Source organism: Caballeronia eucalypticola (genome assembly GCF_047608185.1).
GTDB lineage: Bacteria > Pseudomonadota > Gammaproteobacteria > Burkholderiales > Burkholderiaceae > Caballeronia.
The window spans coordinates 131,067-156,743 of the sequence record NZ_JBLKRU010000003.1; the positions used below are offsets into that span (position 1 = coordinate 131,067).

A 25,677-nucleotide genomic window follows, 5' to 3' on the forward strand; every position below is an offset into this window, starting at 1 on the left:
GAAGCAGACCAATACCCTAAAAAGCAGCAACCCGGCATAGACCCAAAACCGCTAACCCAGAACCCTGGCATAAACCCACTTGCCAACCATTCGCACCGCCCAAAACCCAACCGCGCCAGCAGACCTCCTCGTCCACTGACGCGAGCGAAAACCTACTTCAAAGCTCCACCCTGAAACCACGCAGCAATCTTCGACCGTTCGCCATCGGTCATCTGCGTGACATTCCCCAGCGGCATCGCCTTCAACACCACGGCCTGCTGATAAACCCGCTGTGCATTTAACGAAATCGACTCCGGCGTATCCAGCAAAACACCCGCCGGCGCAGCTCCCATCATCGTGGGATGAGCTGCATGACACGTCGCGCACCGCTGCGTCAGGATCGGCTCAATATCGGCCACACGAATCGCAGGCGCCCCGGCCACCGGCGCGACCGTCGGCACCCCCTTCGGCATGGTCCACGCAAAAGCACCAAACATCAGCAACACGCCAATCACCGGCAAATACCACAACACCTGCCCACGATGACGCATCACAAAGAATTGTCGAATCAGCGCACCCGCCAACATGATGATCAGCAACACAGCCCAGTTATAAGGATGCGTATAAGTCATCGCGTAGTGATTCGACAACATCACGAACACCACCGGCAACGTGAAATACGTGTTGTGCACTGAACGCTGCTTGCCACGCTTGCCATAAATGGCATTGGGCACCTCGCCTTTGAGCATGGCAGCGACCATCTTGCGTTGACCAGGAATGATCACGAAAAATACGTTCGCCGACATGATCGTCGCCAACGTCGCGCCCGTAATCAAATACGCAGCACGCCCGGCAAACACATGGCATGCAAGCCACGCCGCGATGATCACGTAAGCGCCCACGCAAATCCCGAGCAAACCGTCGCGATTGCCCAGGAATCGGCACAGCGAGTCATACACAATCCAGCCCGCCAGCAGGAAACCCAGCGCCGATGAAACCGCAACGACAGGTCCCATATCGAGCACGTTCTTATCGATAAGATAAGTGCTCGGCGAGAACAGGTACAACACCATGAACAGGCCAAAGCCGGACATCCACGTGGTGTACGAAGGCCACTTCGACCAGTGCAGATCGTCGGGCATGTTCGGCGGCGCAACCGTGTACTTCTGCATGTTGTAAAAACCGCCGCCATGGACGTGCCACAACTCGCCAAACACACCGCGTTTGGTCGCCGCGGGATCCTTCGGCGGCTTCAGGCTGTTGTCGAGCGCCACGAAATAAAACGACTCGCCAATCCACGCAATTGCCACCACCACGTGCAGCCAGCGCAAAGCAAGATTCAGCCAGTCAACAATAAAGCCTTGCATGAAACATCTCCACTACAAATTTTGTTATCGATTCATCTGACCGACGCGAGAGGAACACGCGTCAGCCAACACACTGAGCATCGGATAAAGGATAAAACCTCAGCTACCGCGATACGTGCTGTATGCCCAAGGCGATACAAGCAGCGGCACGTGATAGTGCGATGTCGCGTCGGCAATACCAAAGCGCAACACCACCCGGTCCACGAAGCGCGGCGCAGGAAGGTCCACGCCGCACGCCGCGAAATAATCGCCGGCGTGAAACACGAGTTCGTATTCGCCGGCGACAAACGCGTCGTCTTGCAGCAACGGCGCATCGCAACGGCCATCGGAGTTGGTGTGCGTGGTGAGCAGCGCGCGCCGGGCGTCGCCGGTCAGCACGAAAAGTTCGACCTTGATACCGTCGCCGGGGCGGCCGTGCGCAGTATCAAGTACGTGGGTTGTGAGCTTGCCCATTCGCGTTGTCCTTATAGTGTGCGAGGAGCGGCTGCGCATCGAACCGTCTGAGTTCTCGTCTATGTTTCGACAATCAGCGGCGGATCGAGGCTCCACAAGCGTGGCTACATACCCGTCGGCGTGAGAGGATGCGCGCCGTGTACAGTATTGTAAAAAGTTGCGGTGATCATAACGTGCGCGATAGGCAAGATAAACGCCAGCACATATCGCCTGCCCGCTTATTGCGCTTTCGTAAAGAAAACGTCAGGGTTTCAGCCCGGGTCTCAGTCCTTTTTCACCGCTTCCCGGCGATGCTACCCGAGCCAAAATTCGCGATCATATCGAGTCTGTGAAGACAACTATGGCAGTGTCAGCATTGTCAGAGGCTTTTTGGCTACGGACAGTAGCGTCTTGCACAGCGGCCACGGCGGCCTTACACAGCGCGGGTCGCTGGGCATTCCGAAGACGGCGATCGACGCTGGGTAACCGGGTAACAGGCGCGGATTCAAGCGGTGCTTCTATGCTTTTGCGCCCTCGGTAAAACAGTGAAATAGCGGAGATCGGCATGCAACAAACACCCCGGACATTGCTGGTGAAGAACGCGCGTGTGCTCGTCACCATGGATGAGACGCGACGCGAGATTCTCAACGGCGGTTTGTTTATAGAAGGCAACCGGATCACACAGGTAGGCGCAACCAGCGACTTGCCGCAAGAAGCGGACGAGGTGCTGGACCTGTCAGGCCACTTGGTGATTCCCGGCCTGGTCAACACACATCACCACATGTACCAGAGCCTCACGCGGGCTGTTCCGGCCGCGCAGAACGCGGAGTTGTTCGGCTGGCTGACCAGCCTGTACAAAATCTGGGCGAACCTGACGCCCGAGATGATCGAGGTGTCGACGCTAACGGCCATGGCCGAATTGCTGCTCTCGGGCTGCACGACGTCGAGTGACCATCTCTACATTTATCCGAACGGCGCGCGCCTGGACGACAGCATTGCGTCGGCGCAGCAGGTCGGCATGCGTTTTCATGCGGCGCGCGGCAGCATGAGTGTCGGGCAGAAAGACGGCGGATTGCCGCCCGATTCAGTGGTCGAGAAAGAAGACGCCATCCTGAAGGACACGCAGCGCCTGATCGAAACGTATAACGACGAAGGCCGTTACGCGATGCTGCGTGTCGTCGTGGCGCCGTGCTCGCCGTTCTCGGTCAGCCGTGAACTGATGCGCGATTCAGCGCTGCTGGCGCGGGAATACGGGGTATCGATGCATACGCATCTCGCCGAGAACGTGAACGATGTCACGTACAGCCGCGAGAAGTTCGGCATGTCGCCAGCTGAGTATGCGGAGGATTTAGGCTGGGTCGGACCGGATGTCTGGCACGCGCATTGTGTGCAGCTGGACCGCGCGGGTATCGAGTTATTTGGGCGCACGGGGACAGGCGTCGCGCATTGCCCGTGTTCGAACATGCGGCTGGCGTCGGGCATTGCGCCCATCCGGGCGATGCGCGACGCGGGCGTGACGGTTGGCATTGGTGTAGACGGATCGGCATCGAACGACGGCGCGCAGATGGTGGCGGAAGTGCGGCAAGCGTTGTTGTTGCAGCGCGTGGGTTTCGGTCCCGATGCCATGAGCGCACGCGAAGCGCTCGAAATCGCGACGCTGGGAGGCGCGAAGGTGCTGGGCCGGGACGATATCGGCGCGTTGGCGCCCGGCATGGCGGCAGATTTCGTTTCCTTCGATCTAAGTCAGCACGGTTTTGCCGGCGCGCTGCACGATCCCGTCGCGGCGCTGGTGTTCTGCGCGCCATCGCAGGTATCGACGAGTGTTATCGACGGGAAGGTCGTCGTGCGCCACGGTCAGTTGACGACGGTCGATCTTGGACCGATCGTCGAACGGCACAACCGGCTGGCGGGTCAGTTGATCGCGATGGCCAACTAATTAACCAAGGCTAGGGCGTTTCGATCAGCGAGCGGGTGGCGTCGGCGACGAGGTGGCGGAGCCACCTCACTTCATCGGAGTAATGGCAGCGCTCGTGCCACAACTGGTAGTACTGCATCGGCGGGAAATCGAGCGGGGCCGGCACCACGGTCAGCGGCAAGAATTTGGCGTAGTGATCGGCGAACAAACGGGTCGTGGTGAACACGAGATCCGACTTGATCAGCACGTACGGCGCGAGATTGAAGTAGGGCAGCGTAACGACGACATGTCGCTTGAGGCGTTCGCGCGCCAGATGCACATCGATCGCGCCGCGCTGGCCCACGGAATAGGGCGTAGGCGCGAGGTGCGGCGCGTTGAGATATTGATCGAGCGTAAGCGCGCCGCGGCGGGCAAACGGGTGATTCGAACTGACGAGACAAACAATCTTGTCGACAAAAAGATTCGAGAGATGCAGTTGTTCAGGCGGCTCGGGCCAGTTGCCCACCACGATATCGAGCTTGCCTTCTTCCAGCGCGAGTTCGTAATCGAAAGCGGGGCCGAGCGAATGGAATTCGAGCGTGGCATTGGGCGCGGCTATCCGAAAGCGCTCCACCACGGTCGGCACGAACAGCACGTTCAGATAATCCGGGCAGCCAATGCGATAACACCGCACGGACGTCGAGGGCTCGAAGTTGTGCTGCTGAACCTTGATGCGTTCGATTTCGCGCAGCGCGTTTTGCGTGGGTTCGAGCAGGCGGAGGCCGTATTCGGTCGGCACCATGCCTGCTTTGCCGCGCACGAGCAGCGGATCGCCGGTGATGTCGCGCAGGCGCCTGAGCGCTGCGCTGATTGCAGGTTGTGACTGATTGAGCTTGACGGCCGCGCGCGTGACGCTGCGCTCCATCAAGAGGGTATGAAGGACGCGTAACAGGTAAGTGTCGATCGCTTCGCGTTGCTGACTCATCTTCTCTCCAATATACGGTCAGGCTGATCGACCAAGGTGCAGAACATATTGTTTTTAATATGACACATTGTTTCCGTCAAGCTGGGCATACCCGCAAGCACATTCGTTGCACGCTGTGCAACACCGTGCTGTTGCTAATTGCGCGCACTATTTTGAGCAATCGACGGCTCGCACTGTTTTGGGTATCTTTTACTCGCAGATTGCATGTTTCCGTTGCTGCCATGCCGGGCATCCCGGTTTTGCGCAATTTCCGCACTTTCTGAGTCCATATGGGCGACGCCATTTCCTCATCCATTCAGCCGGGCGGTGCGCGACCATCGCGCCTCGCGCTTCACGGCATCAGCAAGCAATATCCCGCCGTCAAGGCCAATGACGACGTGACGCTTATCGTCGAACCGGGTGAAATCCACGCGGTGCTCGGCGAGAACGGCGCGGGCAAGTCGACGCTGATGAAGATCATCTACGGCGCGGTGCGTCCGGACGAAGGCGAGATCCAGTGGAACGGCGAGACGGTCGAGATTGGCAGTCCGGCAGCGGCGCGAAAGCTGGGTATCGGCATGGTGTTCCAGCACTTTTCGCTCTTCGATACGCTGACGGTAGGCGAGAACATCGCGCTCGCTCTCGACGATAAATTCGACCTGAAGACGCTCGGCAAGCGGATCCGCGAGGTCTCGGCGGATTACGGTCTCGATGTCGATCCGCAACGCCACGTACACAGTCTCGCGGTGGGCGAACGCCAGCGCGTGGAGATCGTGCGATGCCTGCTGCAGAACCCGCGCCTGCTGATCATGGACGAACCTACGTCCGTGCTTACGCCGCAAGCGGTCAAGAAGCTCTTTACGGTGCTGCGACGGCTGGCGTCGGAGGGATGCAGCATTCTCTATATCAGCCACAAGCTCGACGAAATCCAGGCGCTGTGTCAAACCGCAACCGTCATGCGCGGCGGCAAGGTGACAGGGCGCGTCGATCCGCGCAAGGAGACACACGCATCGCTCGCACAACTGATGGTCGGTCATTCGCTGCCCGACTACACCCGTCGCGAACATACGCCGGGCGACGTGAAGCTCGCGGTGAAGAACTTATCCGTTGTCAGCCCGGATCCGTTCGGTACGTCGCTGCAGGACGTGTCGTTCTCCGTGCATGCGGGAGAAATCTTCGGCATTGCGGGGGTATCGGGGAATGGGCAGGCCGAATTACTGGCCGCGCTCTCAGGCGAGATCCGCGATAAACACGTGGCCCCCGATGCCATCACGATCATCGGCCAGTCCGCCGCGCGCTATAGCGCGGGCGGACGGCGCGCGCTCGGCTTCGCCTTCGTGCCCGAGGAACGGCTCGGGCGCGGCGCGGTGCCGGCCATGTCGCTGGCGGAAAACGCCCTGCTGACGGGGCATCGCGAACACATGGTGCACGGCGGCTGGATCAGCACGAAAGCCATGCGCGCGTTCGCCGACCGCTGCATCAGCGCGTTCGATGTCCGCTGCGGCGGCAACGGCGCGCTCGCGCAAAGTTTGTCGGGCGGCAACTTGCAGAAGTTCATCGTGGGACGGGAGATCTTGCAGGAGCCGAAGGTGCTCGTGGTCGCGCAACCGACCTGGGGCGTCGATGTCGGTGCGGCGGGTTTCATCCGGCAACAACTTTTGGATCTCGCTGCGCGGGGCGTGGCGATCCTCGTGATATCGGAGGAACTGGAAGAACTCTTCGATATCTGCGACCGCATTGCCGTTCTCGCTCGCGGCAAGCTTTCGCCGGTCCGGGAGACTGGTTTGACCAACGCAGAAGAAATCGGCCTCTTCATGGCCGGTCTCTTCGATGGCAATCGTGCCGACCCCGTCGCCCTCGACACCACGGCCCCGACACAATGAATTTTCCTTATCGACTCGAAGCGCGGCCTGCGCCGTCTCGCACCATGCAGCTTGCCGTGCCGCTGATCGCCGCGGTGCTGACGTTGATTATCGGCTTCCTGATTTTTACGCTCGTGGGCCAGGACCCGGTGCGCGCGATGCACGGGTTTTTCATCGAGCCATTGTCGAACGTGAATGGCTGGTCCGAACTTGTTCTGAAGGCGTCGCCGCTGTGCCTGATCGCATTGGGGCTGGCGGTGGGATATCGGGCGAACGTTTGGAATATCGGTGCTGAAGGGCAGATGTTATTAGGCGGGATCGTGGCGGGTGGCATAGCGATTCATGTCGGCGATGCCACCGGCTGGTGGATCCTCCCGCTGATGATGATTGGCGGCGTGATAGGCGGCATGGCGTGGGCGGCAATTCCTGCGTTGCTCAAGAGCCGCTTCAACACCAACGAGATCCTGACGAGCCTGATGCTCACGTACGTCGCGACGCAGTTGCTGATCTACCTGGTCAGCGGTCCGTGGCGCGACCCCGAAGGCATGAACTTCCCGATCTCGGCGATGTTCGGCGATTCAGCGCAATTCCCGCGTCTTTACGCCGATTGGGGCTGGGCCTGGTTGAAGGGCACGCGCATCAACGCGTCCGTGTTCCTGACGGTCATCGCAATTCCGCTTGTATGGCTCTTCATGCGCAAGAGCTTCGCGGGGTATCGGATGAACGTGGGTGGCCTGGCGCCATTAGCCGCCCGCTACGCCGGCTTCTCCGATAAAAAGGCCATCTGGACCTCACTGCTCCTGAGCGGCGGTCTGGCCGGGCTGGCAGGCATGGGCGAAGTCGCCGGGCCTATCGGGCAATTGCAGGCGAGCTGGTCGCCGGGGTACGGCTTCACGGCGATCATCGTGGTGTTTGTCGGACGCTTGCATCCGGTTGGCATCGTGCTCGCCAGTCTTTTGATGGCGTTGCTGTATCTCGGCGGCGAAGCGGTGCAGACGTCGCTGCAATTGCCGCAGGCGCTCGCCGGTGTATTCCAGGGATTGCTGCTGTTTTGCCTGTTGGGGGCAGACCTGTTCGTCAACTATCGCGTGCGGCGCCGGGTATCCGCGCACGCGCATTCGTAGATAAAAACATGGACATCAATCAGGCCAGTTCGCTTGCTTCAAGCGCCGTTGTAGCCGCCATTCCGCTGATGTTCGCCGGCGCCGGGGAGCTTGTCGCCGAGAAATCGGGGGTGTTGAACCTCGGCGTGGAAGGCATGATGCTGATGGGCGCCGTCACCGGTTACGCCGTGACCGCGATCACCGGCAATCCGTGGCTGGGCATCGTGGGCGCGATTGTCGCGGGCGTGCTCATGTCGCTTGTGTTCGCGTTCCTCACGATCACCATGCTCGCGAATCAGGTTGCCACGGGGTTATCGCTGACCATATTTGGCATTGGGTTTTCGGCGTATATCGGCAAGCCTTATACGTCGGCGGCGGTGCGCGCGACCATCGATGTGCTGCCCATTCCCGGCCTTACATCCATTCCCGTGATCGGACCCGCGTTTTTCACGCTGACGCCGCTCGGTTATCTCGCGTTCATCATGTTTGGCGTGATCAGCTGGTTTTTATATCGAACGCGCGCGGGACTGGTGTTGCGCTCGGTTGGCGAGTCGCCATCGGTGGCTCACTCCGTGGGTTTTCCGGTGATCGGTGTGCGTTATGGCGCGACGCTTTTCGGCGGCGGCATGGCGGGGATTGCGGGCGGTTATTACTCGATTGTTTATCTGCATTTGTGGCAGGAACAGTTGACGTCGGGGCGCGGCTGGATCGCTCTGGCGCTGGTCGTGTTCGCGACGTGGCGCCCGGGGCGGCTGCTGATCGGCGCGTTGCTGTTCGGCGCGGTGATGGCGCTGCAGTTCTACGCGCAGGCCATTGGCGTGCCCATCCCGACGCAGTTCCTCGCGATGCTGCCGTACGTCGCGACGATCGTCGTACTGGTGCTCATCTCGCGCAATCCGAACACGATCAAGCTGAATGCGCCAGCGTCGCTCGGCAAGCCGTTTTTTGCTGCTAGCTGACAACGAACCACGGCTCGATTTTGCGATTTTGGCCAATGAAACTGCGGCACCATTTTTACAAACATTATCGAACCATCGACAGGAGAAGCACGATGAAGAAAAGCTGGCTGAACACCTTGGGCGCGGCCGGAGCCGTGGGCACGATGCTCGCGCTATCCGCCGCGATGGTCGCCGGTCCCGCCCGGGCCGCTGATGCGCCGGGCGTTGCGTTCGTGTATCTCGGCAATCCCGGCGATGCGGGCTGGACCTTTGCCCACGATGCCGGCACGAAGGTGATGGAGGCCAAGTACGGCAGCAAGATCAAGATCACGCGGGTGGAGAACGTGCCGGAGTCGGCGGACTCGGAGCGCGTGTTCCGCGATCTGGCTGCCAAGGGCAACAAGGTCATCGTGGGCACCAGTTTTGGTTACCAGGACTTCCAGTTGAAGGTGGCGCGCGACTATCCGGACATTACGTTCCTGTCCGCGACGGGTTACAAGAAGGCGAAAAACTTCGGCGTCTACGATAACCGCATGTACCAGGGCGCCTATCTCGCTGGCGTCGCTGCCGGTTACGTCACGAAGACGAACACGCTGGGCTTTGTGGCATCGGTGCCGATTCCCGAAGTGATCCGCAACATCAACGCTTACACGATGGGCGCGCGTTCGGTGAATCCGAAAATCCACACAAAAGTGATCTGGATTAATAGCTGGTTCGATCCGGGCAAGGAAAAGCAGGCGGCGGAAACGCTGATCGGGCAGGGCGCGGATGTGTTGCTGCAGAACACCGATTCGAATGCGACGCTGGCGACGGCTGCCGAGAAGAAGGTGTACGCATTTGGATGGGATTCGAACATGAAGAAGTTCGGACCGAGCGCGCACCTGGGTTCGGTGGTGCAGCATTGGGAGGTGTATTACGACTCGATGGGCCAGCAGCTTCTGGATGGCAAGGTCAAGACCGATCCGGTCTGGCTGGGTATGCCGCAAAAGGCGGTGAATCTTGAGGACGTGAATACGGCGGTGGTGCCGGCCAAGGCGATTCAGGCAGTGGACGCCAAGCGTGAAGAGCTGCAGAGCGGCAAGTGGGACGTGTTCATGGGTCCGATCAAGGACCAGTCGGGCGCGGTCAAGATTGCGGCTGGCCAGAACCTGTCGGATCCGGAATTGCAACGTATCAACTGGTATGTGGAAGGCGTTGACGGGTCGTTGCCGAAGTAACTTGGCGCGGGGCAGTTTGCGAAGTCGCTGGCAGGGCATGCGATTTCGCAAAACTTACCTGCGGTTTGTCATCGTTTCCGTCATAGGAAAAAGAAAAGGCCGCGCTTCGATGAAGTGCGGCCTTTGTTGTCTGCGTCGCGATTAATCTTAATCGTCGATTCGCAGTCCAACTTTAAGCGTGACCTGCCAGTGCGCGACCTTGCCGTCCTCGACTTGCCCGCGGGTGCCGATGACTTCAAACCAGTGCAGGTTGCGGAGGGTTTTTGAGGCTTTTTCGAGCGCGACACGAATGGCATCGTCGCTTGATTGGGTCGATGACCCGGTGAGTTCGATTTGCTTGTAGACGTGATTGGTCATTGTGGCTCCTTTGATTTTCTGCCTGGCGGCATTGCACAGTTATGTGGCGTTCGTAGGACTTAGCAAATCATGCGCCTAGGGTGGGGTGTTCGTGGGGCGTGGTGGGTTGCCTTGTTCTGGCGTCAGTGGTCTTAGTTTATGCCGGGTTGCTGCTTTCAGTGTTCGGGGTTTACTTGGGTTAGCCATTCTCTTTATCACTATTAGCCACTGTGCGTGGCGGCACGTCATTTCTTTGTCCAAAGCGACAAAGAAACGAAGCAAAGAAAGCGCTTTTAACAGCTCTACCCTAAGTGTCCACAGCGTGCAGTTTTGATTCATGGGTGCCCCAAAAGCACGGTGCTCGCAAGAGCTTAGGATGTTTGAACCCCTCCTTCTCGCGAATCCTGACAGTAAAACGCTTCGCCCCGTACGCTCTCGGGCAAGCACCCTTGCCGTAGAACCTATACGGCCTCACGCGTACGCATGGGCGCGCGCTCCTATACGAGTATGCGTCGCCGCCCGCGCTCTCGGGTAAGCATGATTTACCAAGGACGTGCGCGACTTCACGCACATTTAGTATTTAGGTATTCGTGGGCTAACTGCCTAGTCCGCGCGGCATATTCGTGGATCACAGCCTGATGCGTATTCACGGTTTCGGTTTCTAGTGAATTGGCTACGCAATCCAGAGTAATTTTCGTCGGTCACGGCCTGACACAGTTTGGTGAGTTCGTTTCTTGGTGGGTTGGCGACGTGGTTCGACGTGCGTACAAATTCGGTGGGTGGTTTACGCGGATAGCGCGGGGTGCTCCTCGGGCAGGTTCAGTCACTGGTGGCGAAGCGTGGGGTATCTGTGTTCGGAGAAAGAGGGGTTCACACATCCGTGGCTCTGGCGAGCACCGTGCTTTTGGGGCACCCATGAAATGGAACTGCACGCTGTGGACACTTAGGGTAGAGCGGTGAAAGCGTTTTCTTTGCTTCGTTTCTTTGTCGCTTTGGACAAAGAAATGACGCGCTGCCACGCGCAGTGGCTAATAGTGATAAAGAGAAAATCCGAGTCAGGCAGACCAAAAACCTGGAAAGCCCCAACCCGGCAATAACTCAGACCGCTAACGCAAGAACCTGGCATAACCCAGAACAGCAACCCCAAGACCCACCAAAACCCCGTCCACCGGTGCGAACAAACTACCTACCGTAGTGGCCTTGAAGCCGCATCCCCCGCATCCTGCCGCCGCGCGCCGCGCCTGCTCCTCGCACTCGCCGATGCTCCAAACTCGCTCAAAATCTGCGTCCGGACCCGGCTGGCAAACACCAGAAACCCGAACCCGTTGGCTTCATACCAATACCCGCCATTCTCAAGCCCATCGAGCGGCTGCTCCAGCGCGTTCGTAATACATTCGATACACCGCCGATGCAACTCCTCCACCGCTGGATACGGCGGTTGCGCGCCACGAACGCTGCAAAGAAGAACATCGAGACCGGGCAGGACATGCGCATACAACACCGGCTCATCCTGTGCGCGGGCGCGTGCAATCTTGGTATCGAGTTGGCCGAACGGCTTGAAATGCCTAAGCACGGCGAGGAAAGACTCGTCACCGTCGACCTTTGCGCGTCTACGCTTTTTCGGGAAGGACATAAAAATTCGCCTGAAAAAGAATTGCAAAAAACGCAGCGTCCTCATGCGGCCACTCCCGTCTGGCGGGCCGCTCGTTTGTCTGGACACATCGATCTTTTATAGCACATCGAAGTGGTGGCTTCACGGCGATTCAGTTTAGGACACCGCCAAGCCGGTCATGCTCAACCGGCCCTCTCGGTGGCGCACAAATCATGCCGATAATCCTGCTGCGGCTCGCATGTTTCTGTCTCAATAATAGACCTACGAAACCCCGCTGCGATGAAAATTCGCCAGAAAATTCAAACGCGTGTCATGAATGCCACCAACTCCCCGATTGCATCCAAAAAACGAAAAAACCCGCGACGACGCCGTCACGGGCTTTCCTGGAACACTGCCTGTCTTGAAGACTCAAGGCAGACGCTTGCCTCACACACACCTAGGTCAAACCCGCGGTGACGTCTTCAGCGAATCACGGATCTCACGAAGCAACAGCACGTCTTCCGGCGTCGCAGCAGGCGGCGGCGCGGGTTCTTCGGCCCGGCGCAGCTTGTTAATGAACTTGACCATCAGGAAAATGATGAACGCCAAGATGAGGAAGTTGATCAGCACGGTAATGAACGAGCCATAACCGAACACGGCGACACCCGCCGTCTGCAAGTCTTTGTACGAATCGGGATTGCCCTTGAAAGTGGGCGGAATGTCGCCGAGCTTGATGAACATGTTGGAAAAATCAAGTCCGCCCGTGACCAGCCCCACGACTGGCATGATCAGATCCTTGACGATCGAATTGACGATGGTCGAAAACGCGCCGCCGATAATCACACCGACCGCCAGATCCATCACGTTGCCCTTGAGGGCGAAGCTCTTGAACTCCTGAATCATGCTCATGCGTTGCTTTCTCCATTAAAGATCATAAGAATCGGCAGCAAAGGATGTGCCATTCGACGACGTCTGCGTTTCCTCTCGCAGGTTGCATTTCAGCCGCCGTCCCGGCATTGCGTAACTGTTCAGGCTTTCACCGTTTTTTAAACGAATGACGACAATGATAGCGAATCGGTCGCATTTGCGTCCCGGGTTTTTCGACTCATCGGCGGATTGGACAGGGTTTGGCGGATGGATGCTGCTCGCTCGTCTCCTCATTTCCCCATCGCACTGCTACGCTTTCTCTGGTGGCGCCGCTATCACCCGGCCCTGCGCAATTGCCGCGACGAACGAGGCGTGGTCGACGACCGTCTGCGCGCCGTACCCTTCCGCCCATCGTGCATAAGCTGCATCCAGACGGTCTGAGTTACCGCAATAACCGGCGATCAGGGCGGCGTCGCCGGTGCGCGCATGAGCGCGTGCGAGCAGCAAGCCGAGACACCACGCGTAGAAGTCGAAGGTCGCGCCATGCAGCCAGTCGACTGGAATCGAGCCACGCATATTCTTCATCTGCCGCACGTAAAAATCGCGGCCTGAAATAGTCGTCCAGCCGAGCAACGGGTCAGAGGAGCTTTGCAGCAAGCGCTGGCCGTGTACCACGCGCCGACCCTGGTGGCTGAACGGCTCAGAGAGCGCGGGCACGAAGGGCGCGGCGGCCGGCACGATGCCTTCCTTGACCTGCATGAAGAGCGGATCGGCATGAGCCCGCCCGAGCAGCAACAGCAAATACGCGCGTGTCCCGACACTGCCTACACCCACCACGCGATGCGCGACATCGACGACGTCGTAGCGCTCGAGCATCGTGCGCCACTCGCCTGCGATGGTCTGCAAATACCCGCGCAGCCCTTCGGTCACGTGGTTTTTCTCTGCGGCATCGAGACGGGTCAGGATTGGCGGCTCGTCGCGAAAACGCCAGCTTTTGCCGTCCGGCTCTGCGACGCGGGCCAGCATGGTCGCGTGACTTCGCTTGGTCGCGCGCTCGACAGCCTTCGCAATGGTCGCCTTCTCGGGCGAATCGAGCGTAACCGGCGCTTCGATATGCAACACGCTCGCGTACGAGCGCATCTGCCACAACTCGTACGCGGGAACTTGTGCCAGCGTGGACATCGTGGTGCGGTAGGCAGCGCAGGCGGTGCGTACAGCGCGCTCGCGGCCGGCTGCGTCGACGCTGTTTTCGCGCGCCGCCACATTAATGCTGGCGGTGAGCCGCTTCAAATCCCATTCCCACGGGGCGACCAGCGTTTCATCGAAGTCGTTCAGATCGAAAACAACGTCTTGCCGGGGCGTGCGGAACAGGCCGAAATTGTTCAGATGGGCATCGCCATCAATCATCACGTGATGCCCGATGGACGGCGTGTGCGCGAGATCCCACGCCATCACGGTTGCGGCGCCGCGCAGGAACGCAAACGGCGACGCAGCCATGCGCGACATGCGCAGAGGGATCAGCCGCTCCTGCCGGCCCGCGTTGTTGGCGAGCACGCGTGCCACGGGGTCCGGGCGGCCACGTTCCGGCTGCCAGTTTGCGTGCGCGTCGAAGGGGATCGAGTCGCGCAGCGAGCGGCCAAGAGCACGGCTTTCCTCAGCGTTGCCAGTGGCCGTGCCGGATAAGCTGACGGGTGGACTTGCGGTTTTCGTAGGCTGAGTGGGCAAGACGGGTTTCCTCGGATTGATCGATATCGTAGGGTGCGCGCGATTCTAATGACGGGGTGATGACTGCGGCGCTTCGCCCGACACGATGGCCAGAAACAAAGATCCACGAGCACAATGCGCGCCCATAGCGTTTCCGTACAGACCCGTGCGCCCAAAACGAAGGCTGGCGGTTTCTTTTTCCGCTTCGAAACGAGCAAAGCCATTCCGCGCGCAATATCAAACCTGCAGACCCACTACCAATAGCTGTCCGAAAAGGACCCTCTGCAATAGGCACGAAACCTGCTGTTCTTTCCTGCCTCTGGGCTCGGGATGACGTTGCAAGACGCACGCGGTAATCCATCCCCATCCCGGCGAAAACACGCTAATCACACACGGTGCGGCGGGTTGAACCGCTACCAGCAGCACCGATTGAAGCACCGATCACATATCGACTGAAGCATCCAACACCTGGACACACGCATACATGGCACACGATATCCGCATTGCCGAAGGCTCGCCGTTTCCCCTGGGCGCAACCTGGGACGGCGAGGGCGTCAACTTCGCCTTGTTCACCGCGCACGCCACGAAAGTCGAACTGTGCCTCTTCGACGAAACCGGCGAGAAAGAACTCGAACGCATCGAATTGCCTGAATATACCGATGAAGTTTTCCACGTCTATCTATTCGGTTTGAAACCGGGCGCGGTCTATGGGTATCGCGTGCATGGTCCTTATGAGCCCGAGAACGGGCATCGTTTCAATCCGAACAAGCTGTTGCTCGACCCGTACGCGAAGGCGCACGTGGGCGAGTTGACGTGGGACCCGGCGGTGTTCGGCTACACGCTGAATGCAGACGGCGATGACCTCACGTTCGATGAACGCGACAGCGCGCCGTTCGTGCAAAAGTGCCAGGTGGTCGACCAGAGCTTTTCGTGGGTCCACCCGACGCGCGTTCGCGTGCCTTGGGAACAGACCATCTTCTACGAAACCCATGTGCGCGGTTACACGAAACGTCACCCCGCCGTGCCCGAGAATTTGCGCGGCACATTCGAGGGATTGGGCACGAAGGAAGTGATCGAACACATCAAGAGCCTGGGGGTGACATCGGTTGAACTGCTGCCCATCCAGGCGTTCGTGAACGACAGTCATCTCACCGACAAAGGCCTCACCAACTACTGGGGCTACAACACGATTGGCTTTTTCGCCGCCGATCCGCGCTTCTTCGCGCAAGGCCCGGGGGCTGTTGCGGAACTCAAGCAGATGATCGACCGCTTCCACGAAGCGGGTCTCGAGATCATTCTCGACGTGGTGTACAACCACACCGCCGAAGGCAACGAACGGGGCCCGACGCTGTCGTTCAAGGGTATCGACAATGCTTCGTACTATCGGCTGCCTGAAGACAAGCGTTATTACATCAACGATACCGGCACGGGCAACACGCTTAACCTGTCGCATCCGCGCGTGCTGCAGATGGTCACCGACAGCTTGCGCTACTGGGTCACCGAGATGAATGTGGACGGTTTCCGTTTCGATCTCGCGACCATCCTCGGCCGCGAGACCTACGGTTTCGACGAAGGCGGCGGATTCCTCGACAGTTGCCGCCAGGACCCGATTCTCTCCAGCGTGAAGCTGATCGCCGAGCCTTGGGATTGCGGCCCGGGCGGTTATCAAGTGGGTGGTTTCCCGCCGGGCTGGGCGGAATGGAACGACAAATACCGCGATACGGTGCGTGAGTTCTGGAAGGGCGAAGAGGGCGTGGCGGCAGAGTTGGCCACGCGCATCACAGGTTCCGGCGATAAATTCAATCATCGCGGCCGCCGTCCTTGGGCGAGCGTGAACTTCATCACCGCGCACGACGGTTTCACGCTGAATGACCTCGTCTCGTATAACGAGAAGCACAACGAGGCAAACGGCGAGGACAACAACGACGGCAGCTCGGACAATCGCTCATGGAATTGCGGCGCGGAAGGCCCGACAGACGACCCTGAAATCCGCGCGCTGCGTGAACGCCAGAAACGCAACATGCTGGCAACGCTGCTGTTCTCGCAAGGCACGCCGATGATCCTTGCCGGCGACGAATTCGGCCGCACGCAACAGGGCAACAACAATGCGTATTGCCAGGACGACGACATCAGCTGGGTCAACTGGGACATCGACGACGACGGCCGCGCATTGAACGACTTCGTGCGCAAGCTGACGACCTTGCGGCACACGTTGCCGGTGCTGCGTCGTGGACGTTTCCTGACGGGCGAATTCCATGAAGACCTGCAACTTTCCGATGTCAAATGGCTGAGCCCTTCGGGCGAGGAACTGACGCCGGAACAGTGGGACGATCCGTCGATGCGCTGCTTCGCGCTTGTTATCGATGGACGCGCTCAGGCAACGGGCATTCGCCGTCCTGCATCGGATGCCACGCTGCTGCTCGTGATCAACGCGCACCATGACGTGGTGGACCTGACGCTGCCCGAGATTCCAGGCAGCGACCAGTGGAGTTGCCTGATCGATACCAATGCGCCGATCCGCGAAGAACTCGAAGACTTCGATTCGGGCGCGATCTATCAGGTGACCGGACGGTCGCTGCTCTTGTTCGCGTTGCATGCGCGCGGCGCGACGAAGCGGATTTTCAAGCGCCTGGAAGAAGCGCTCACCGATGAAGTCGATCCGGAGGCGGGTAACGCAACGTAAGACGGCGTTATCGACGACCGCGGGTTCGTAACGGCTATCATGCGGGTCATGAACCTTGACCCGCTGTTTTGCTTACCTTGCCGCCCGTGGTTTCCGTCCGCATCGCCGTCTTCCGTGCAGTGCACCCAGTCGATATGATCCTCGACGCAATCATGCGTGTCGCGAACTGGGATCAACTCGAGCGCATCTGGGAATTTATCGTGGGATTCTTCAAATTCCTCTGGGCGTTGCTGCGCTTTCTCGGGGGCGGATGAAGTCTCGCCTCGTGTCAAATTCACGCGCCAAATAAAAAAGCTCCGGATGAATCCATCAGATTCGTCCGGAGCTTTTTAACATTCAGCCGACGCTCGAAACTCGACGCTCAGCTCAGGAGTTGTCCCAGTTGCCGGAATCATTGCTGCCCAGGTCGACGCCGCCACCGTTGTCGCTCCAGTCGTTCGAGCCGTTGCCGAAGTCGAGGCCGCCGCCGTTGTTGCCGTCGTTACCGCGGCGACGGCGCAATTCGTCGTCATCAACCGGCACTTCGCGTTCGATCACACGCTCGCGATTGCCGCCGGACATTGCCTCACCCAGCAGCACGCCCGTCAGCAATCCACCCATGCCGCCACCAAAACCGCCGCCTTGCTGCACGATGACCGGCGGCTGCTGTTGCGGATAAGGCGAATAGGGCGGCTGACCTTGTTGCGGGTTGCGGCCGAATCGCTCAGCTTCCTGCGCATAAACCGACTGTCCATCTGCGCTTGCTGGTGCAGCGGTTGCGCGCGGATCGGGCCGGCCTTCTGAACGCGCCCGCACGCTGTCGATCTGGTTCGACAGATCCTCGATCGCGTACGGCGGCACGGGGTTTTTCGAATTCGACAACGCTTCGACCATCTGGCGCAATTGCGTTTCGATACCTTCGACTTCCTGAAGCATCGCTTCATGCCCCGGTTGCGTCGATAAACGCACGTCGAGCTTCAGCGAGCGGATGTCGTTGAGCAATTCGGTCGCGCGCTTGAGTTGCGTGCGGCGATCGGCATCGGCCTGGCCGTCATCGTTCGAACGCGCGCGTTTCAGGCCCCAGCGCAACACGAGTGCAATTCCGACGAACAGGACCGCAAGCAACACCCACATGCCCATTGAAGGCCCATGTTTTTCGGGAGCTGCGACGGCGCCTTGATTGAACGGATTGCGCGTGACCGCGGTGGAGGTCGAGTTAGACGAGTTGGACGTAGTAGCCGACGAATTCACCCGGTTCGCGTCCGAACGGATACGCGCTTCCATCGCGTTAAAGCGCGACGGATCGGTGAATTTGATGGCTGGGTCGAGCGCGCGCGCTTGTTGAACCTGGGCGAGCGCGTCGGAAGAGCGACCTTCGCGATCCAGCACTTGCGCGTACAAATAATGCGCCTTGGCGTTGTTCGGATGCGCCTGCAGCACTTCTTGCAACTGAGCGTCGGCCTGACTCCAGTTGCCTTGCGTCATCGACTGTTCGATCTGACCGGCGGTCGGCACGGCGGCGAAGGCCGTTGCCGAAACCAGCATCAGCGATGCAATTACGGCCATCACATATTTTTTCATTAGCGGACCGGGGCGTTTCGCACCCGTCTCCATTCCATGCGACATTTCGATGCAATTCCCCAATGCTGCCCGCAGCGAACCGCGCTACCGCGCCGTTCGCTGCGCCTTTGACCGCGCACAGACTTGAGGTTGCCCTCATTAGTGCTTCACGCGGTCAGGCGTTCGCCCCAAAAAGGGCGCAAGCCTTGGTCCTGCTCTATTCTCAAGATGGCAAAAAGCCTTAGTGCCAGCCCGAGGGCCGGCACTTTACTGCGCCGGCGTGTTTATTTGCTTCTTGAGCGCTTCCAGGCGATCTTCGACAGACGGGCCGCGCGTGAGCGCAGCGAGTTTGTCTTCGAGCGCCTTGCCGCTCTTCTGATCGGCCGAGTTCAACCGGGCATCCGAGCGTGCGTTCGATAGCTGCACCTTGTCTTCCAGCTTTTGAAAGTCTTCCGACAGGTTCTTGCCGCCAATACCGCCCAGCGCCGTTGCCGCGACATCCTTGGCCGTTGCAATCTGCTGCTTCGCTTGAAGAATGTTCGAGCGCGAATTGAGCTCGTTGCGCCGCTGGCGCATGTCGTTGATCTGCTGCTTCAGGTGATCAACCGACGGCACCAGCGTCACCAGCTCAGCAGCCAGCGCGTCGCGTTCTGTTTCGGCGTTCGCCTGTGCACCCAGAGCTTCGCGTGCAAGCGCTTCGTCGCCGCTTTGCAGTGCGCGCTTGGCGCCGTCTTCGTACTTCTTCGCCTTCTCGGCGGCAACGTCACGCTTGCTTTGTTGCGTGGCGACCTGCGCCTCGATTTCGATCAGCGAATTTTCGGCCTTCGCGATACTGTCGTCGAGTTCGCGCACAATCTGGCGAGCGTCCCGCGACGGGTCCTGCACGGTGTCGGCGGCGTCGTTCAACAGGCCCTTGACGGTGCGCGAGATGGAATCCAAAAGCGACATGAGTTTCCTCCTGGAAATGAAGTCGGCTGCCAGACAGCAACGTTCGATGAAACTTCCATGAACGTTTGCTGCTGTTTGATTAAGCGCGGCGCCCGAGGCGTCACGCGTCGGATAAATCGGGCCGGGCGCACGGATTGCAAGCTCGCCAATGCACATTTGTTGCGAAGCTGGAATCCGCGCAGTGCCGGCTGGTTCAGCCGACTGGCCCTGATCGTAGGCCAATGTGACAACCCGGGCGCGGCATCTGATTTTTGCCGGGCTATTAAACCACGCGACGGCTTAAACCGGGCTTAATCGCATTCTCTTAACGGTACACCATGCGCTTGATTTAGCGAGTACCGACGCGGAAATTGAAGCTTTTCAACGAAATAAGAACGGATTCTTCATGTCAAAAATGATCGTCGTTGCATTCGCCGTCACAGCGGTGGTTTTCCTGGTTCTCGATGCGATCTGGCTTGGCGTGATTTCGCGAAGTTTGTATCAACGGGAGATTGGCGGATTGTTATTGGCAAAGCCCAATTTCGTCGCGGCGGCGGTTTTTTACGTCATTTACATCGCGGGAATGGTGTATTTTTGTGTCGTGCCGGGCGTAGTCGAGCAGAGCGCCCTGCGAGGATTGATGAACGGGGCAATATTCGGCATCGTCGCGTATGCCACGTACGACCTCACCAACCTCGCCACGCTGAAAGGCTGGAGCACGACCCTCGTTTTCGTCGACGTGGCATGGGGCGCCGTGGCGAGCGCAGCCGCATCGGCAGTTGCGGTCGCGATCACACCGCGCGTGGTCCCGCTCGACTGAGCCGGCTGGCTTGCCGGGCAACTTTTCAAGAACGTTCGGGAAACGATGCGTCTTCGTCCGATTCATCCGGCGTACGGAAGTTTTCCCCGGAATCGCAGGTCTGCGGAAGGACGTCGTCCGTGTCCGGTTCAAGCGCGGGTAATGGCTTCGGCCCTTCGGCGGCCAACGTGCGTTTGCTGGCTACCCTGGCAACCTGTGCCGCTTCCCGCGCCTCGCGGGCGGCTGCCCGTTCGGCGACTTGCCGCAGCGCGACGTTCAACGGGTCGGGGGTTTTCGGCGCACGCAGTCGGTCTACGAGACTGGCGGCTTTCACCTGTTCGCTGGTCGCATTGAAGCTCAATACGGCGCGCCGCATGAGTTCGCTGACGCTGACGCCAAGGACGTCCGCAGTGCTGGTGATCGCAAGTTTCTGCGCGGGAGTAACAAAAACAACGATGCGTTCGCTGGGTTTGGTAGTCATGAGCGCCTCGCTAAGCAGGGCTGGCAAGTCAGAACGGCTAAAAATCCAACACGGGCAACGCCATTTGATGCGCTTTCGGCGTACGCGGCGGTACGGCAAACCACGCAACCAACGTGTCCATCATATCGTTTTGCCAACCTCTCGTCGCGCGGGCGCACATCGCCGAGCCACGCTTCGGACGCGGCCCGCATCATCCACTTGCAATATTGAGATGGCGGTGTTAACACCGCCTCCGCGATAGCTTGAAGAGCATCGGTTTTGACGGGCAAACTTGCCACGACGGCCCGTTACACGGGATTTACTTACAAAAAAATCGTGCCACTGCCGGTGCTGGGCGCTCGAATTCTTTAAAATGCGCTGTTATTCTCCGCGGGGCCGTGAGTGTTGCAGTTTTTCTTACAATCCGATAACGGCTAAACGCGGCGGCCAAACGCGGGAACGCGCAGCCAGTCCGGGGGCAACGGCACGCGACGCAGCAGTCTGGACAGATTTTCATGGAGGCGCCTGCTCGGTTTGAGTTGAGTGCTTCCAGGTATCGATCAGGCTGCAGCGCTACACATCGGCTACACGGCGAAGCTGGCCACGGCTTTTCCTCACCCCAATATTTATCGTTACGCGGTTTCATGGCGTTGCGCACCGGGCGCCTTAAGGGCGCACCGTTCAATCCAAGTCATGCCAATCATCAAACGACCGAATTCCTCGAACGCTCCACGCGATGACCGGGATCAAGATGGTCCCAATCGTTACCGTCAACCCACCACCAAGTCTTCAGCCGGACCCTCGATCGCGGTGCGCATCGTATTGTGGTTCGTCGGGCTTATTGCCGTCGCGGCGATAGTCGGCGCGCTGATCATTGGCTATGCGCTGGTCGTGATGGGGCCGAACCTACCGTCGCTTGAAGCGCTGACCGACTATCAGCCGAAAGTGCCGCTGCGCGTCTATACCGCGGATCACGTGCTGATCGGCGAGTTCGGCGAAGAGCGGCGGCGGATCGCGCGCTTCGACGAGATTCCCGACCAGATGAAAAAGGCCGTCCTCGCGATCGAGGATTATCGTTTCTATGAGCACGGCGGCGTGGATTTCATCGGCATTGCGCGAGCGGGCTTGAGCGATATCACGCATGGCGGCGCGTCCCAGGGCGCCAGCACGATCACCATGCAGGTCGCGCGTAACTTCTTCCTCTCGAGCGAGAAGACCTACACGCGCAAGGTCTACGAAATGCTGCTCGCGTACAAGATCGAGCGCGCGCTGACAAAGGACCAGATTCTCGAGCTGTACATGAACCAGATTTATCTGGGCGAGCGGGCGTACGGGTTTGCATCGGCGGCGCGGGTGTATTTCGGCAAGGACCTCAAAGACCTGACGCTTGCCGAATGCGCGATGCTCGCAGGTTTGCCGAAGGCGCCGTCGGCGTATAACCCGGTCGTCAATCCGAAGCGCGCGAAGGTGCGTCAGCAATACATCCTGAAGCGCATGCTCGACTTGAAGTACATCACGCAAGCGCAATTCGACCAGGCCAGCGCCGAGGAAATTCACGCGCGCGTGTCCGGGACGGAGTACAGCGTGCATGCGGAATATGTTGCGGAAATGGTGCGGCAGATGATGTACGCGCAGTATCGCGACGATACCTACACGCGTGGCTTTTCGGTGACCACGACCATCGATTCCGCCGATCAGGAAGCGGCGTATAACGCCGTGCGCAAGGGCGTGATGGATTACGAGCGGCGCCATGGGTATCGCGGGCCGGAAGGGTTCGTCAATCTGCCGACGAACCAGGACGACCGCGACGAAGCCATCGATGACGCGCTCGCCGATCACCCCGATAACGGGGACCTGATCGCGGGCGTGGCGACGTCGGTGAATGCGAAGCAGGTGGTCGTGACGTTCGTCAACGCTGACCCGGCGACCATCACCGGCGACGGTTTGCGTTTCGCGGCTGCCGGCTTGCGCAGCAATGCGTCGGCGGCGGTGCGGATCAAGCCGGGTTCCATCGTGCGCGTGGTGCAGGACGCGAAGGGCAACTGGAGCATCACGCAGTTGCCGCAGGTCGAGGGCGCGCTGGTCTCGCTCGTGCCCCAGGACGGGGCGATTCGCGCGCTGGTCGGCGGCTTCGACTACAACAAGAACAAGTTCAATCACGTCACGCAGGCGTGGCGCCAGCCGGGCTCGAGCTTCAAGCCGTTTATCTATTCGGCATCGCTGGAAAAGGGTCTTGGACCGGCAACCATCATCAATGACGCGCCGTTGTATTTCCCGCCAACCTCGCCAGGTGGTGACGCATGGGAGCCGAAGGACGACGACCAGCCTGATGGTCCCATGTCCATGCGCACGGCGTTGATGAAGTCGAAGAACCTGGTGTCGATCCGCATCCTTTCTTACATCGGCACGAAGTACGCGCAGGATTACGTCACGCAGAAGTTCGGTTTCGATGTCGACAAAACTCCGCCGTATCTGCCGCTCGCACTTGGCGCCGGTCTTGTCACGCCGCTGCAACTGGCCGGTGGATATTCGGTGTTCGCCAACGGCGGTTCGCGGATCAATCCGTACCTGATTGGCGAAGTAGCTGATGCACGCGGCACGGTAATTTCGCGCGCCAATCCGCTGATTGCCGGCAGCAACGCGCCGCAAACGCTCGAACCGCGCAACGCATACGTCATGAACAGCTTGCTGCATTCGGTTGCGACCGGCGGCACGGGCGCTGGCACCAACGTGCTCAAGCGCAACGATCTGCAGGGCAAGACGGGTACGACCAATGACGCGAAGGACGGCTGGTTCGCGGGTTACCAGCATCAACTCGTGGCGATCGCGTGGATGGGTTACGACCAGCCGAAGTCGCTCGGCGGCCGCGAGTTCGGTGCACAGTTGGCGTTGCCAATCTGGGTGGAGTTCATGCAACGGGCGCTTGCCAATGTTCCGCAACAGCAAATGGCGATGCCTGAAGGCCTGACGACCGTCGACGGCGAGTTGTTCTTCGCCGATAAAACCCCGGGCAATGGTTTTGTTGCGAGCATCGGTGTGGATTCAGCGAATCCGGTCGAAGCGGCAAGCGATGCAGTGGGCGGTGTCGGCCCTGCCGGACTGACGCCTCCGAGCGTACCGCCGCCCAGCGTGAATCCGACCGAGCGGAAAGAGATCATGGATCTCTTCAAGGGGCATTGACAGAGGGTTGTTTCAGCATAAAAAAGCGCGCTGCAATTTGATTGCAGCGCGCTTTTTTTGTCGCGGCTCGAGTGACAGGTTGCGCCGTTATTTACCCAGCGTAGACGCCGGCTTGACCACGCAGGTTGTATCGATGCTCGACTGATCCGCAAACGTCAGCTTCAACGGAACCGATGATCCGACCTTCACCGGCTTGGGCGCGTCTTCCAGCATCAGGTGATAACCGCTGGGCGCAAACGCGAGCGTGCCGTGCGCGGGCACCTCGGCGGACTCCACCATCGACATGGTTGATGTGCTGCCGTTACTCGTCGATTTATGCAGCATCGCCATGCCGTACGCAGGCGTTTCAGCGGCGGTGAGGGTCGCGGGTTTATCGCCGTTATTCGATACCACGAAGTAGCCCGACGATGGTAATTTAGCCGGCATCGAACGGATCCAGCAATCGTGGACATCGAGCGTGGCGGCTTGCGCGCCGGACGCCGCGAAGGCGCATAGAGAAAGCAAGCCGGCGTGCATCAGTGTGTTGGTTTTCATAGTCAGCTCACTTTACGTTGAACAGGTAATGGCCTTGCGTGCGATGGCCGTCGTCGGCCACGGCCGTCCATTCCACTTGATACGTGCCCGGCTTCAGATCACCGAGCGCGACGCTCATATGTTTCTTGTTTTTTGTATCGACGGCCGATTTCGCGCTGTTGACCTGCTTGCCCGCTGTATCGACCACGGTCAGCGTGCTGAATGCCGGCTCAAGACCTTCCGTGAAATCGATGGCTACTTCATGCGGCGCTTCGACCGTCGCGTCCGGTGCAGGCGTTTGCTGCGTGGGATGCGCATGGGCAAAAGCGAGCTGTGCGGTGGCGAGAAGCAAGGCGGCCAAGCCACCCCGCTTGATCATGATTGCGAGAGACGTGTTCATGCTGATCCTGTTTGATCTCGTTCGATCCGAGCGACGCGAATGATGAGTACCGGCCATTCAGCCGGCGGCAGTGCGAGGAAGAATCAGATGAAGACCGGCGGTGCACGAGGCTGTGCTGCAAAGACCTTCGCATATGGCGGGAAGGGTTGGGCAGCGGTGTTATCGGGTAGAGATCCCGGCGTGATACGCGCTTGATAAACACTTGCGCAAGGCGCGACCCCAGGTGAATGCGCCGCGAGGTTGCAGTAACCGCATGCTTGCCAATGACCGGCGGCAGAGTGCGGCGAACGAATGGATTTGCCAGTATTGGACAGTGGCGTCCGCGGCGTTTGGGCTCCTGCCGAGCAAAACGCACTCAGGATTGTCACGGATTGCGTGCGGGAGGCCAGCGCTTGCGATACGGCCGGAGCGAGCGCGGTCATCAGGATCGCAAGCAATCCGATGAGGCTTCCGAACTTGCGTACAAGGCGACGGCGCATGAGGCTGACGATGGCTTCCAAAAGCGGGTTTAGCCTTTGATTATGCCACGCGTGGATGCGCGAGTTTGTGCGGGTCAGGGCGACCGTTCAGCGCAGCATAGGACCATGAGCACTTGGTATTCGCGCTATGCAACCCCGTAGAGAGACCCCAACAACTCCAATGGCCCCAGCATCCAACCAATGCCGCTGAAATGAAAAAAGCCCGGAGAACCGGGCTTTTGACTTTTAATCCTTGGTTGCGGGGATAGGATTTGAACCTATGACCTTCGGGTTATGAGCCCGACGAGCTGCCAGACTGCTCCACCCCGCGAAAAAGATTATAGGGCAACGGTGTTTGCAGTGCAACATGTTTCACTGCTTTGATAACTTGGTCTGAAACAGCAGTGGCTGATGAGGAACGTCGAGTGCTGTTCGTGCTCAAGTTCTTCAAGACGCGACCGGTT

20 protein-coding genes, 1 tRNA gene and 1 pseudogene are annotated in these 25,677 nt (G+C 59.4%); 8 read left to right on the forward strand and 14 right to left on the reverse strand.

What is annotated here, in order from left to right; translation table 11 throughout:
* Positions 1 to 152: 152 nt before the first annotated feature.
* Entirely contained in the window at positions 153 to 1,346 is a 1,194-nt protein-coding gene (locus ACMX25_RS04945; RefSeq protein ID WP_414948421.1) for a urate hydroxylase PuuD, read from the reverse strand.
* 99 nt (positions 1,347 to 1,445) lie between these two features.
* Positions 1,446 to 1,799 (reverse strand): hydroxyisourate hydrolase, encoded by a 354-nt coding sequence (uraH, locus tag ACMX25_RS04950; protein ID WP_414948422.1) that lies wholly within the window; start codon positions 1,797 to 1,799, stop codon positions 1,446 to 1,448.
* A gap of 544 nt (positions 1,800 to 2,343) precedes the next feature.
* Here uraH and ACMX25_RS04955 point away from each other — a divergent pair.
* The gene (locus tag ACMX25_RS04955; protein ID WP_414948423.1) at positions 2,344 to 3,714 is read left to right on the forward strand and encodes an 8-oxoguanine deaminase; all 1,371 of its coding nucleotides are present in this window, start codon (positions 2,344 to 2,346) and stop codon (positions 3,712 to 3,714) included.
* Between the two features lie 10 nt (positions 3,715 to 3,724).
* Here the strand turns inward: ACMX25_RS04955 and ACMX25_RS04960 are convergent, their stop codons facing one another.
* Positions 3,725 to 4,657 (reverse strand): LysR substrate-binding domain-containing protein, encoded by a 933-nt coding sequence (locus ACMX25_RS04960; RefSeq protein ID WP_414948424.1) that lies wholly within the window; start codon positions 4,655 to 4,657, stop codon positions 3,725 to 3,727.
* Between the two features lie 269 nt (positions 4,658 to 4,926).
* Here ACMX25_RS04960 and ACMX25_RS04965 point away from each other — a divergent pair, with 269 nt between their 5' ends.
* From ACMX25_RS04965 to ACMX25_RS04980, 4 genes are all read left to right on the forward strand, one after another.
* Positions 4,927 to 6,519, forward strand: coding sequence for an ABC transporter ATP-binding protein (locus tag ACMX25_RS04965; protein ID WP_414948425.1), 1,593 nt, complete (start codon positions 4,927 to 4,929; stop codon positions 6,517 to 6,519).
* Positions 6,516 to 7,622 (forward strand): ABC transporter permease, encoded by a 1,107-nt coding sequence (locus ACMX25_RS04970; RefSeq protein WP_414948426.1) that lies wholly within the window; start codon positions 6,516 to 6,518, stop codon positions 7,620 to 7,622. The genes ACMX25_RS04965 and ACMX25_RS04970 overlap by 4 nt, the downstream gene beginning before the upstream one ends.
* A gap of 8 nt (positions 7,623 to 7,630) precedes the next feature.
* Entirely contained in the window at positions 7,631 to 8,560 is a 930-nt protein-coding gene (locus ACMX25_RS04975) for an ABC transporter permease (protein WP_414948427.1), read from the forward strand.
* Positions 8,561 to 8,652: 92 nt separating this feature from the next.
* The gene (locus tag ACMX25_RS04980) at positions 8,653 to 9,756 is read left to right on the forward strand and encodes a BMP family ABC transporter substrate-binding protein (protein ID WP_414948428.1); all 1,104 of its coding nucleotides are present in this window, start codon (positions 8,653 to 8,655) and stop codon (positions 9,754 to 9,756) included.
* A gap of 147 nt (positions 9,757 to 9,903) precedes the next feature.
* Here ACMX25_RS04980 and ACMX25_RS04985 read toward each other — a convergent pair whose 3' ends face one another.
* The 4 genes from ACMX25_RS04985 to ACMX25_RS05000 all read right to left on the reverse strand — a co-directional run bounded on the left by ACMX25_RS04985 (position 9,904) and on the right by ACMX25_RS05000 (position 14,275).
* Complete coding sequence (locus tag ACMX25_RS04985) at positions 9,904 to 10,113, reverse strand: dodecin (protein ID WP_097262386.1); 210 nt, start codon at positions 10,111 to 10,113, stop codon at positions 9,904 to 9,906.
* 1,165 nt (positions 10,114 to 11,278) lie between these two features.
* The gene (locus tag ACMX25_RS04990) at positions 11,279 to 11,770 is read right to left on the reverse strand and encodes a hypothetical protein (protein ID WP_299712521.1); all 492 of its coding nucleotides are present in this window, start codon (positions 11,768 to 11,770) and stop codon (positions 11,279 to 11,281) included.
* Between the two features lie 375 nt (positions 11,771 to 12,145).
* Entirely contained in the window at positions 12,146 to 12,592 is a 447-nt protein-coding gene (gene mscL, locus ACMX25_RS04995) for a large conductance mechanosensitive channel protein MscL (RefSeq protein WP_414948429.1), read from the reverse strand.
* Positions 12,593 to 12,859: 267 nt separating this feature from the next.
* Positions 12,860 to 14,275: a DUF2252 domain-containing protein gene (locus ACMX25_RS05000; RefSeq protein WP_414948430.1), complete on the reverse strand. Its 1,416-nt coding sequence runs from the start codon at positions 14,273 to 14,275 to the stop codon at positions 12,860 to 12,862.
* Positions 14,276 to 14,738: 463 nt separating this feature from the next.
* Here ACMX25_RS05000 and glgX point away from each other — a divergent pair, with 463 nt between their 5' ends.
* A complete protein-coding gene (glgX, locus tag ACMX25_RS05005; RefSeq protein WP_414948431.1) occupies positions 14,739 to 16,937 on the forward strand; it encodes a glycogen debranching protein GlgX in 2,199 nt (732 codons plus the stop codon).
* Between the two features lie 366 nt (positions 16,938 to 17,303).
* Here glgX and ACMX25_RS05010 read toward each other — a convergent pair whose 3' ends face one another.
* Together ACMX25_RS05010 and ACMX25_RS05015 are read right to left on the reverse strand one after the other, a co-directional pair.
* Positions 17,304 to 18,497 (reverse strand): tetratricopeptide repeat protein, encoded by a 1,194-nt coding sequence (locus ACMX25_RS05010; protein WP_414948681.1) that lies wholly within the window; start codon positions 18,495 to 18,497, stop codon positions 17,304 to 17,306.
* Between the two features lie 246 nt (positions 18,498 to 18,743).
* Positions 18,744 to 19,424, reverse strand: a complete 681-nt coding sequence (locus ACMX25_RS05015) for a PspA/IM30 family protein (RefSeq protein ID WP_414948432.1) — start codon at positions 19,422 to 19,424, stop codon at positions 18,744 to 18,746.
* Positions 19,425 to 19,809: 385 nt separating this feature from the next.
* Here ACMX25_RS05015 and ACMX25_RS05020 point away from each other — a divergent pair, with 385 nt between their 5' ends.
* Positions 19,810 to 20,223 (forward strand): DUF2177 family protein, encoded by a 414-nt coding sequence (locus ACMX25_RS05020; RefSeq protein WP_414948433.1) that lies wholly within the window; start codon positions 19,810 to 19,812, stop codon positions 20,221 to 20,223.
* A gap of 187 nt (positions 20,224 to 20,410) precedes the next feature.
* On the opposite strand, the pseudogene ACMX25_RS05025 reads toward ACMX25_RS05020, so the two are convergent.
* Positions 20,411 to 20,683: pseudogene (locus ACMX25_RS05025) on the reverse strand (plasmid mobilization protein); the annotation flags it as partial.
* A gap of 672 nt (positions 20,684 to 21,355) precedes the next feature.
* On the opposite strand from ACMX25_RS05025, the gene ACMX25_RS05030 reads away from it, so the two are divergent.
* Positions 21,356 to 23,842, forward strand: a complete 2,487-nt coding sequence (locus ACMX25_RS05030) for a penicillin-binding protein 1A (RefSeq protein ID WP_414948434.1) — start codon at positions 21,356 to 21,358, stop codon at positions 23,840 to 23,842.
* 87 nt (positions 23,843 to 23,929) lie between these two features.
* On the opposite strand, the gene ACMX25_RS05035 is transcribed toward ACMX25_RS05030, so the two are convergent.
* From ACMX25_RS05035 to ACMX25_RS05050, 4 genes are all read right to left on the reverse strand, one after another.
* Positions 23,930 to 24,376 carry a copper chaperone PCu(A)C gene (locus tag ACMX25_RS05035; protein ID WP_414948435.1) on the reverse strand — a complete coding sequence of 149 codons (447 nt, stop codon included), beginning with the start codon at positions 24,374 to 24,376 and terminating at the stop codon, positions 23,930 to 23,932.
* 7 nt (positions 24,377 to 24,383) lie between these two features.
* Positions 24,384 to 24,755: a copper homeostasis periplasmic binding protein CopC gene (copC, locus tag ACMX25_RS05040; RefSeq protein WP_414948436.1), complete on the reverse strand. Its 372-nt coding sequence runs from the start codon at positions 24,753 to 24,755 to the stop codon at positions 24,384 to 24,386.
* An 83-nt stretch (positions 24,756 to 24,838) separates the two neighbouring features.
* Positions 24,839 to 25,234, reverse strand: a complete 396-nt coding sequence (locus ACMX25_RS05045) for a DUF2946 domain-containing protein (protein ID WP_414948682.1) — start codon at positions 25,232 to 25,234, stop codon at positions 24,839 to 24,841.
* A gap of 233 nt (positions 25,235 to 25,467) precedes the next feature.
* Positions 25,468 to 25,544 (reverse strand) — tRNA-Met (locus tag ACMX25_RS05050).
* Positions 25,545 to 25,677: the final 133 nt, after the last annotated feature.

What these genes read in the sequence shown, in the direction of transcription:
- ACMX25_RS04945 (WP_414948421.1), bottom strand. Translation starts at nt 1,346, where the DNA reads ATGCAAGGCTTTATTGTTGACTGGCTGAATCTTGCTTTGCGCTGGCTG.
- uraH (WP_414948422.1), bottom strand. Translation starts at nt 1,799, where the DNA reads ATGGGCAAGCTCACAACCCACGTACTTGATACTGCGCACGGCCGCCCC.
- ACMX25_RS04955 (WP_414948423.1), top strand. Translation starts at nt 2,344, where the DNA reads ATGCAACAAACACCCCGGACATTGCTGGTGAAGAACGCGCGTGTGCTC.
- ACMX25_RS04960 (WP_414948424.1), bottom strand. Translation starts at nt 4,657, where the DNA reads ATGAGTCAGCAACGCGAAGCGATCGACACTTACCTGTTACGCGTCCTT.
- ACMX25_RS04965 (WP_414948425.1), top strand. Translation starts at nt 4,927, where the DNA reads ATGGGCGACGCCATTTCCTCATCCATTCAGCCGGGCGGTGCGCGACCA.
- ACMX25_RS04970 (WP_414948426.1), top strand. Translation starts at nt 6,516, where the DNA reads ATGAATTTTCCTTATCGACTCGAAGCGCGGCCTGCGCCGTCTCGCACC.
- ACMX25_RS04975 (WP_414948427.1), top strand. Translation starts at nt 7,631, where the DNA reads ATGGACATCAATCAGGCCAGTTCGCTTGCTTCAAGCGCCGTTGTAGCC.
- ACMX25_RS04980 (WP_414948428.1), top strand. Translation starts at nt 8,653, where the DNA reads ATGAAGAAAAGCTGGCTGAACACCTTGGGCGCGGCCGGAGCCGTGGGC.
- ACMX25_RS04985 (WP_097262386.1), bottom strand. Translation starts at nt 10,113, where the DNA reads ATGACCAATCACGTCTACAAGCAAATCGAACTCACCGGGTCATCGACC.
- ACMX25_RS04990 (WP_299712521.1), bottom strand. Translation starts at nt 11,770, where the DNA reads ATGAGGACGCTGCGTTTTTTGCAATTCTTTTTCAGGCGAATTTTTATG.
- mscL (WP_414948429.1), bottom strand. Translation starts at nt 12,592, where the DNA reads ATGAGCATGATTCAGGAGTTCAAGAGCTTCGCCCTCAAGGGCAACGTG.
- glgX (WP_414948431.1), top strand. Translation starts at nt 14,739, where the DNA reads ATGGCACACGATATCCGCATTGCCGAAGGCTCGCCGTTTCCCCTGGGC.
- ACMX25_RS05010 (WP_414948681.1), bottom strand. Translation starts at nt 18,497, where the DNA reads ATGAAAAAATATGTGATGGCCGTAATTGCATCGCTGATGCTGGTTTCG.
- ACMX25_RS05015 (WP_414948432.1), bottom strand. Translation starts at nt 19,424, where the DNA reads ATGTCGCTTTTGGATTCCATCTCGCGCACCGTCAAGGGCCTGTTGAAC.
- ACMX25_RS05020 (WP_414948433.1), top strand. Translation starts at nt 19,810, where the DNA reads ATGTCAAAAATGATCGTCGTTGCATTCGCCGTCACAGCGGTGGTTTTC.
- ACMX25_RS05030 (WP_414948434.1), top strand. Translation starts at nt 21,356, where the DNA reads ATGCCAATCATCAAACGACCGAATTCCTCGAACGCTCCACGCGATGAC.
- ACMX25_RS05035 (WP_414948435.1), bottom strand. Translation starts at nt 24,376, where the DNA reads ATGAAAACCAACACACTGATGCACGCCGGCTTGCTTTCTCTATGCGCC.
- copC (WP_414948436.1), bottom strand. Translation starts at nt 24,755, where the DNA reads ATGAACACGTCTCTCGCAATCATGATCAAGCGGGGTGGCTTGGCCGCC.
- ACMX25_RS05045 (WP_414948682.1), bottom strand. Translation starts at nt 25,234, where the DNA reads ATGCGCCGTCGCCTTGTACGCAAGTTCGGAAGCCTCATCGGATTGCTT.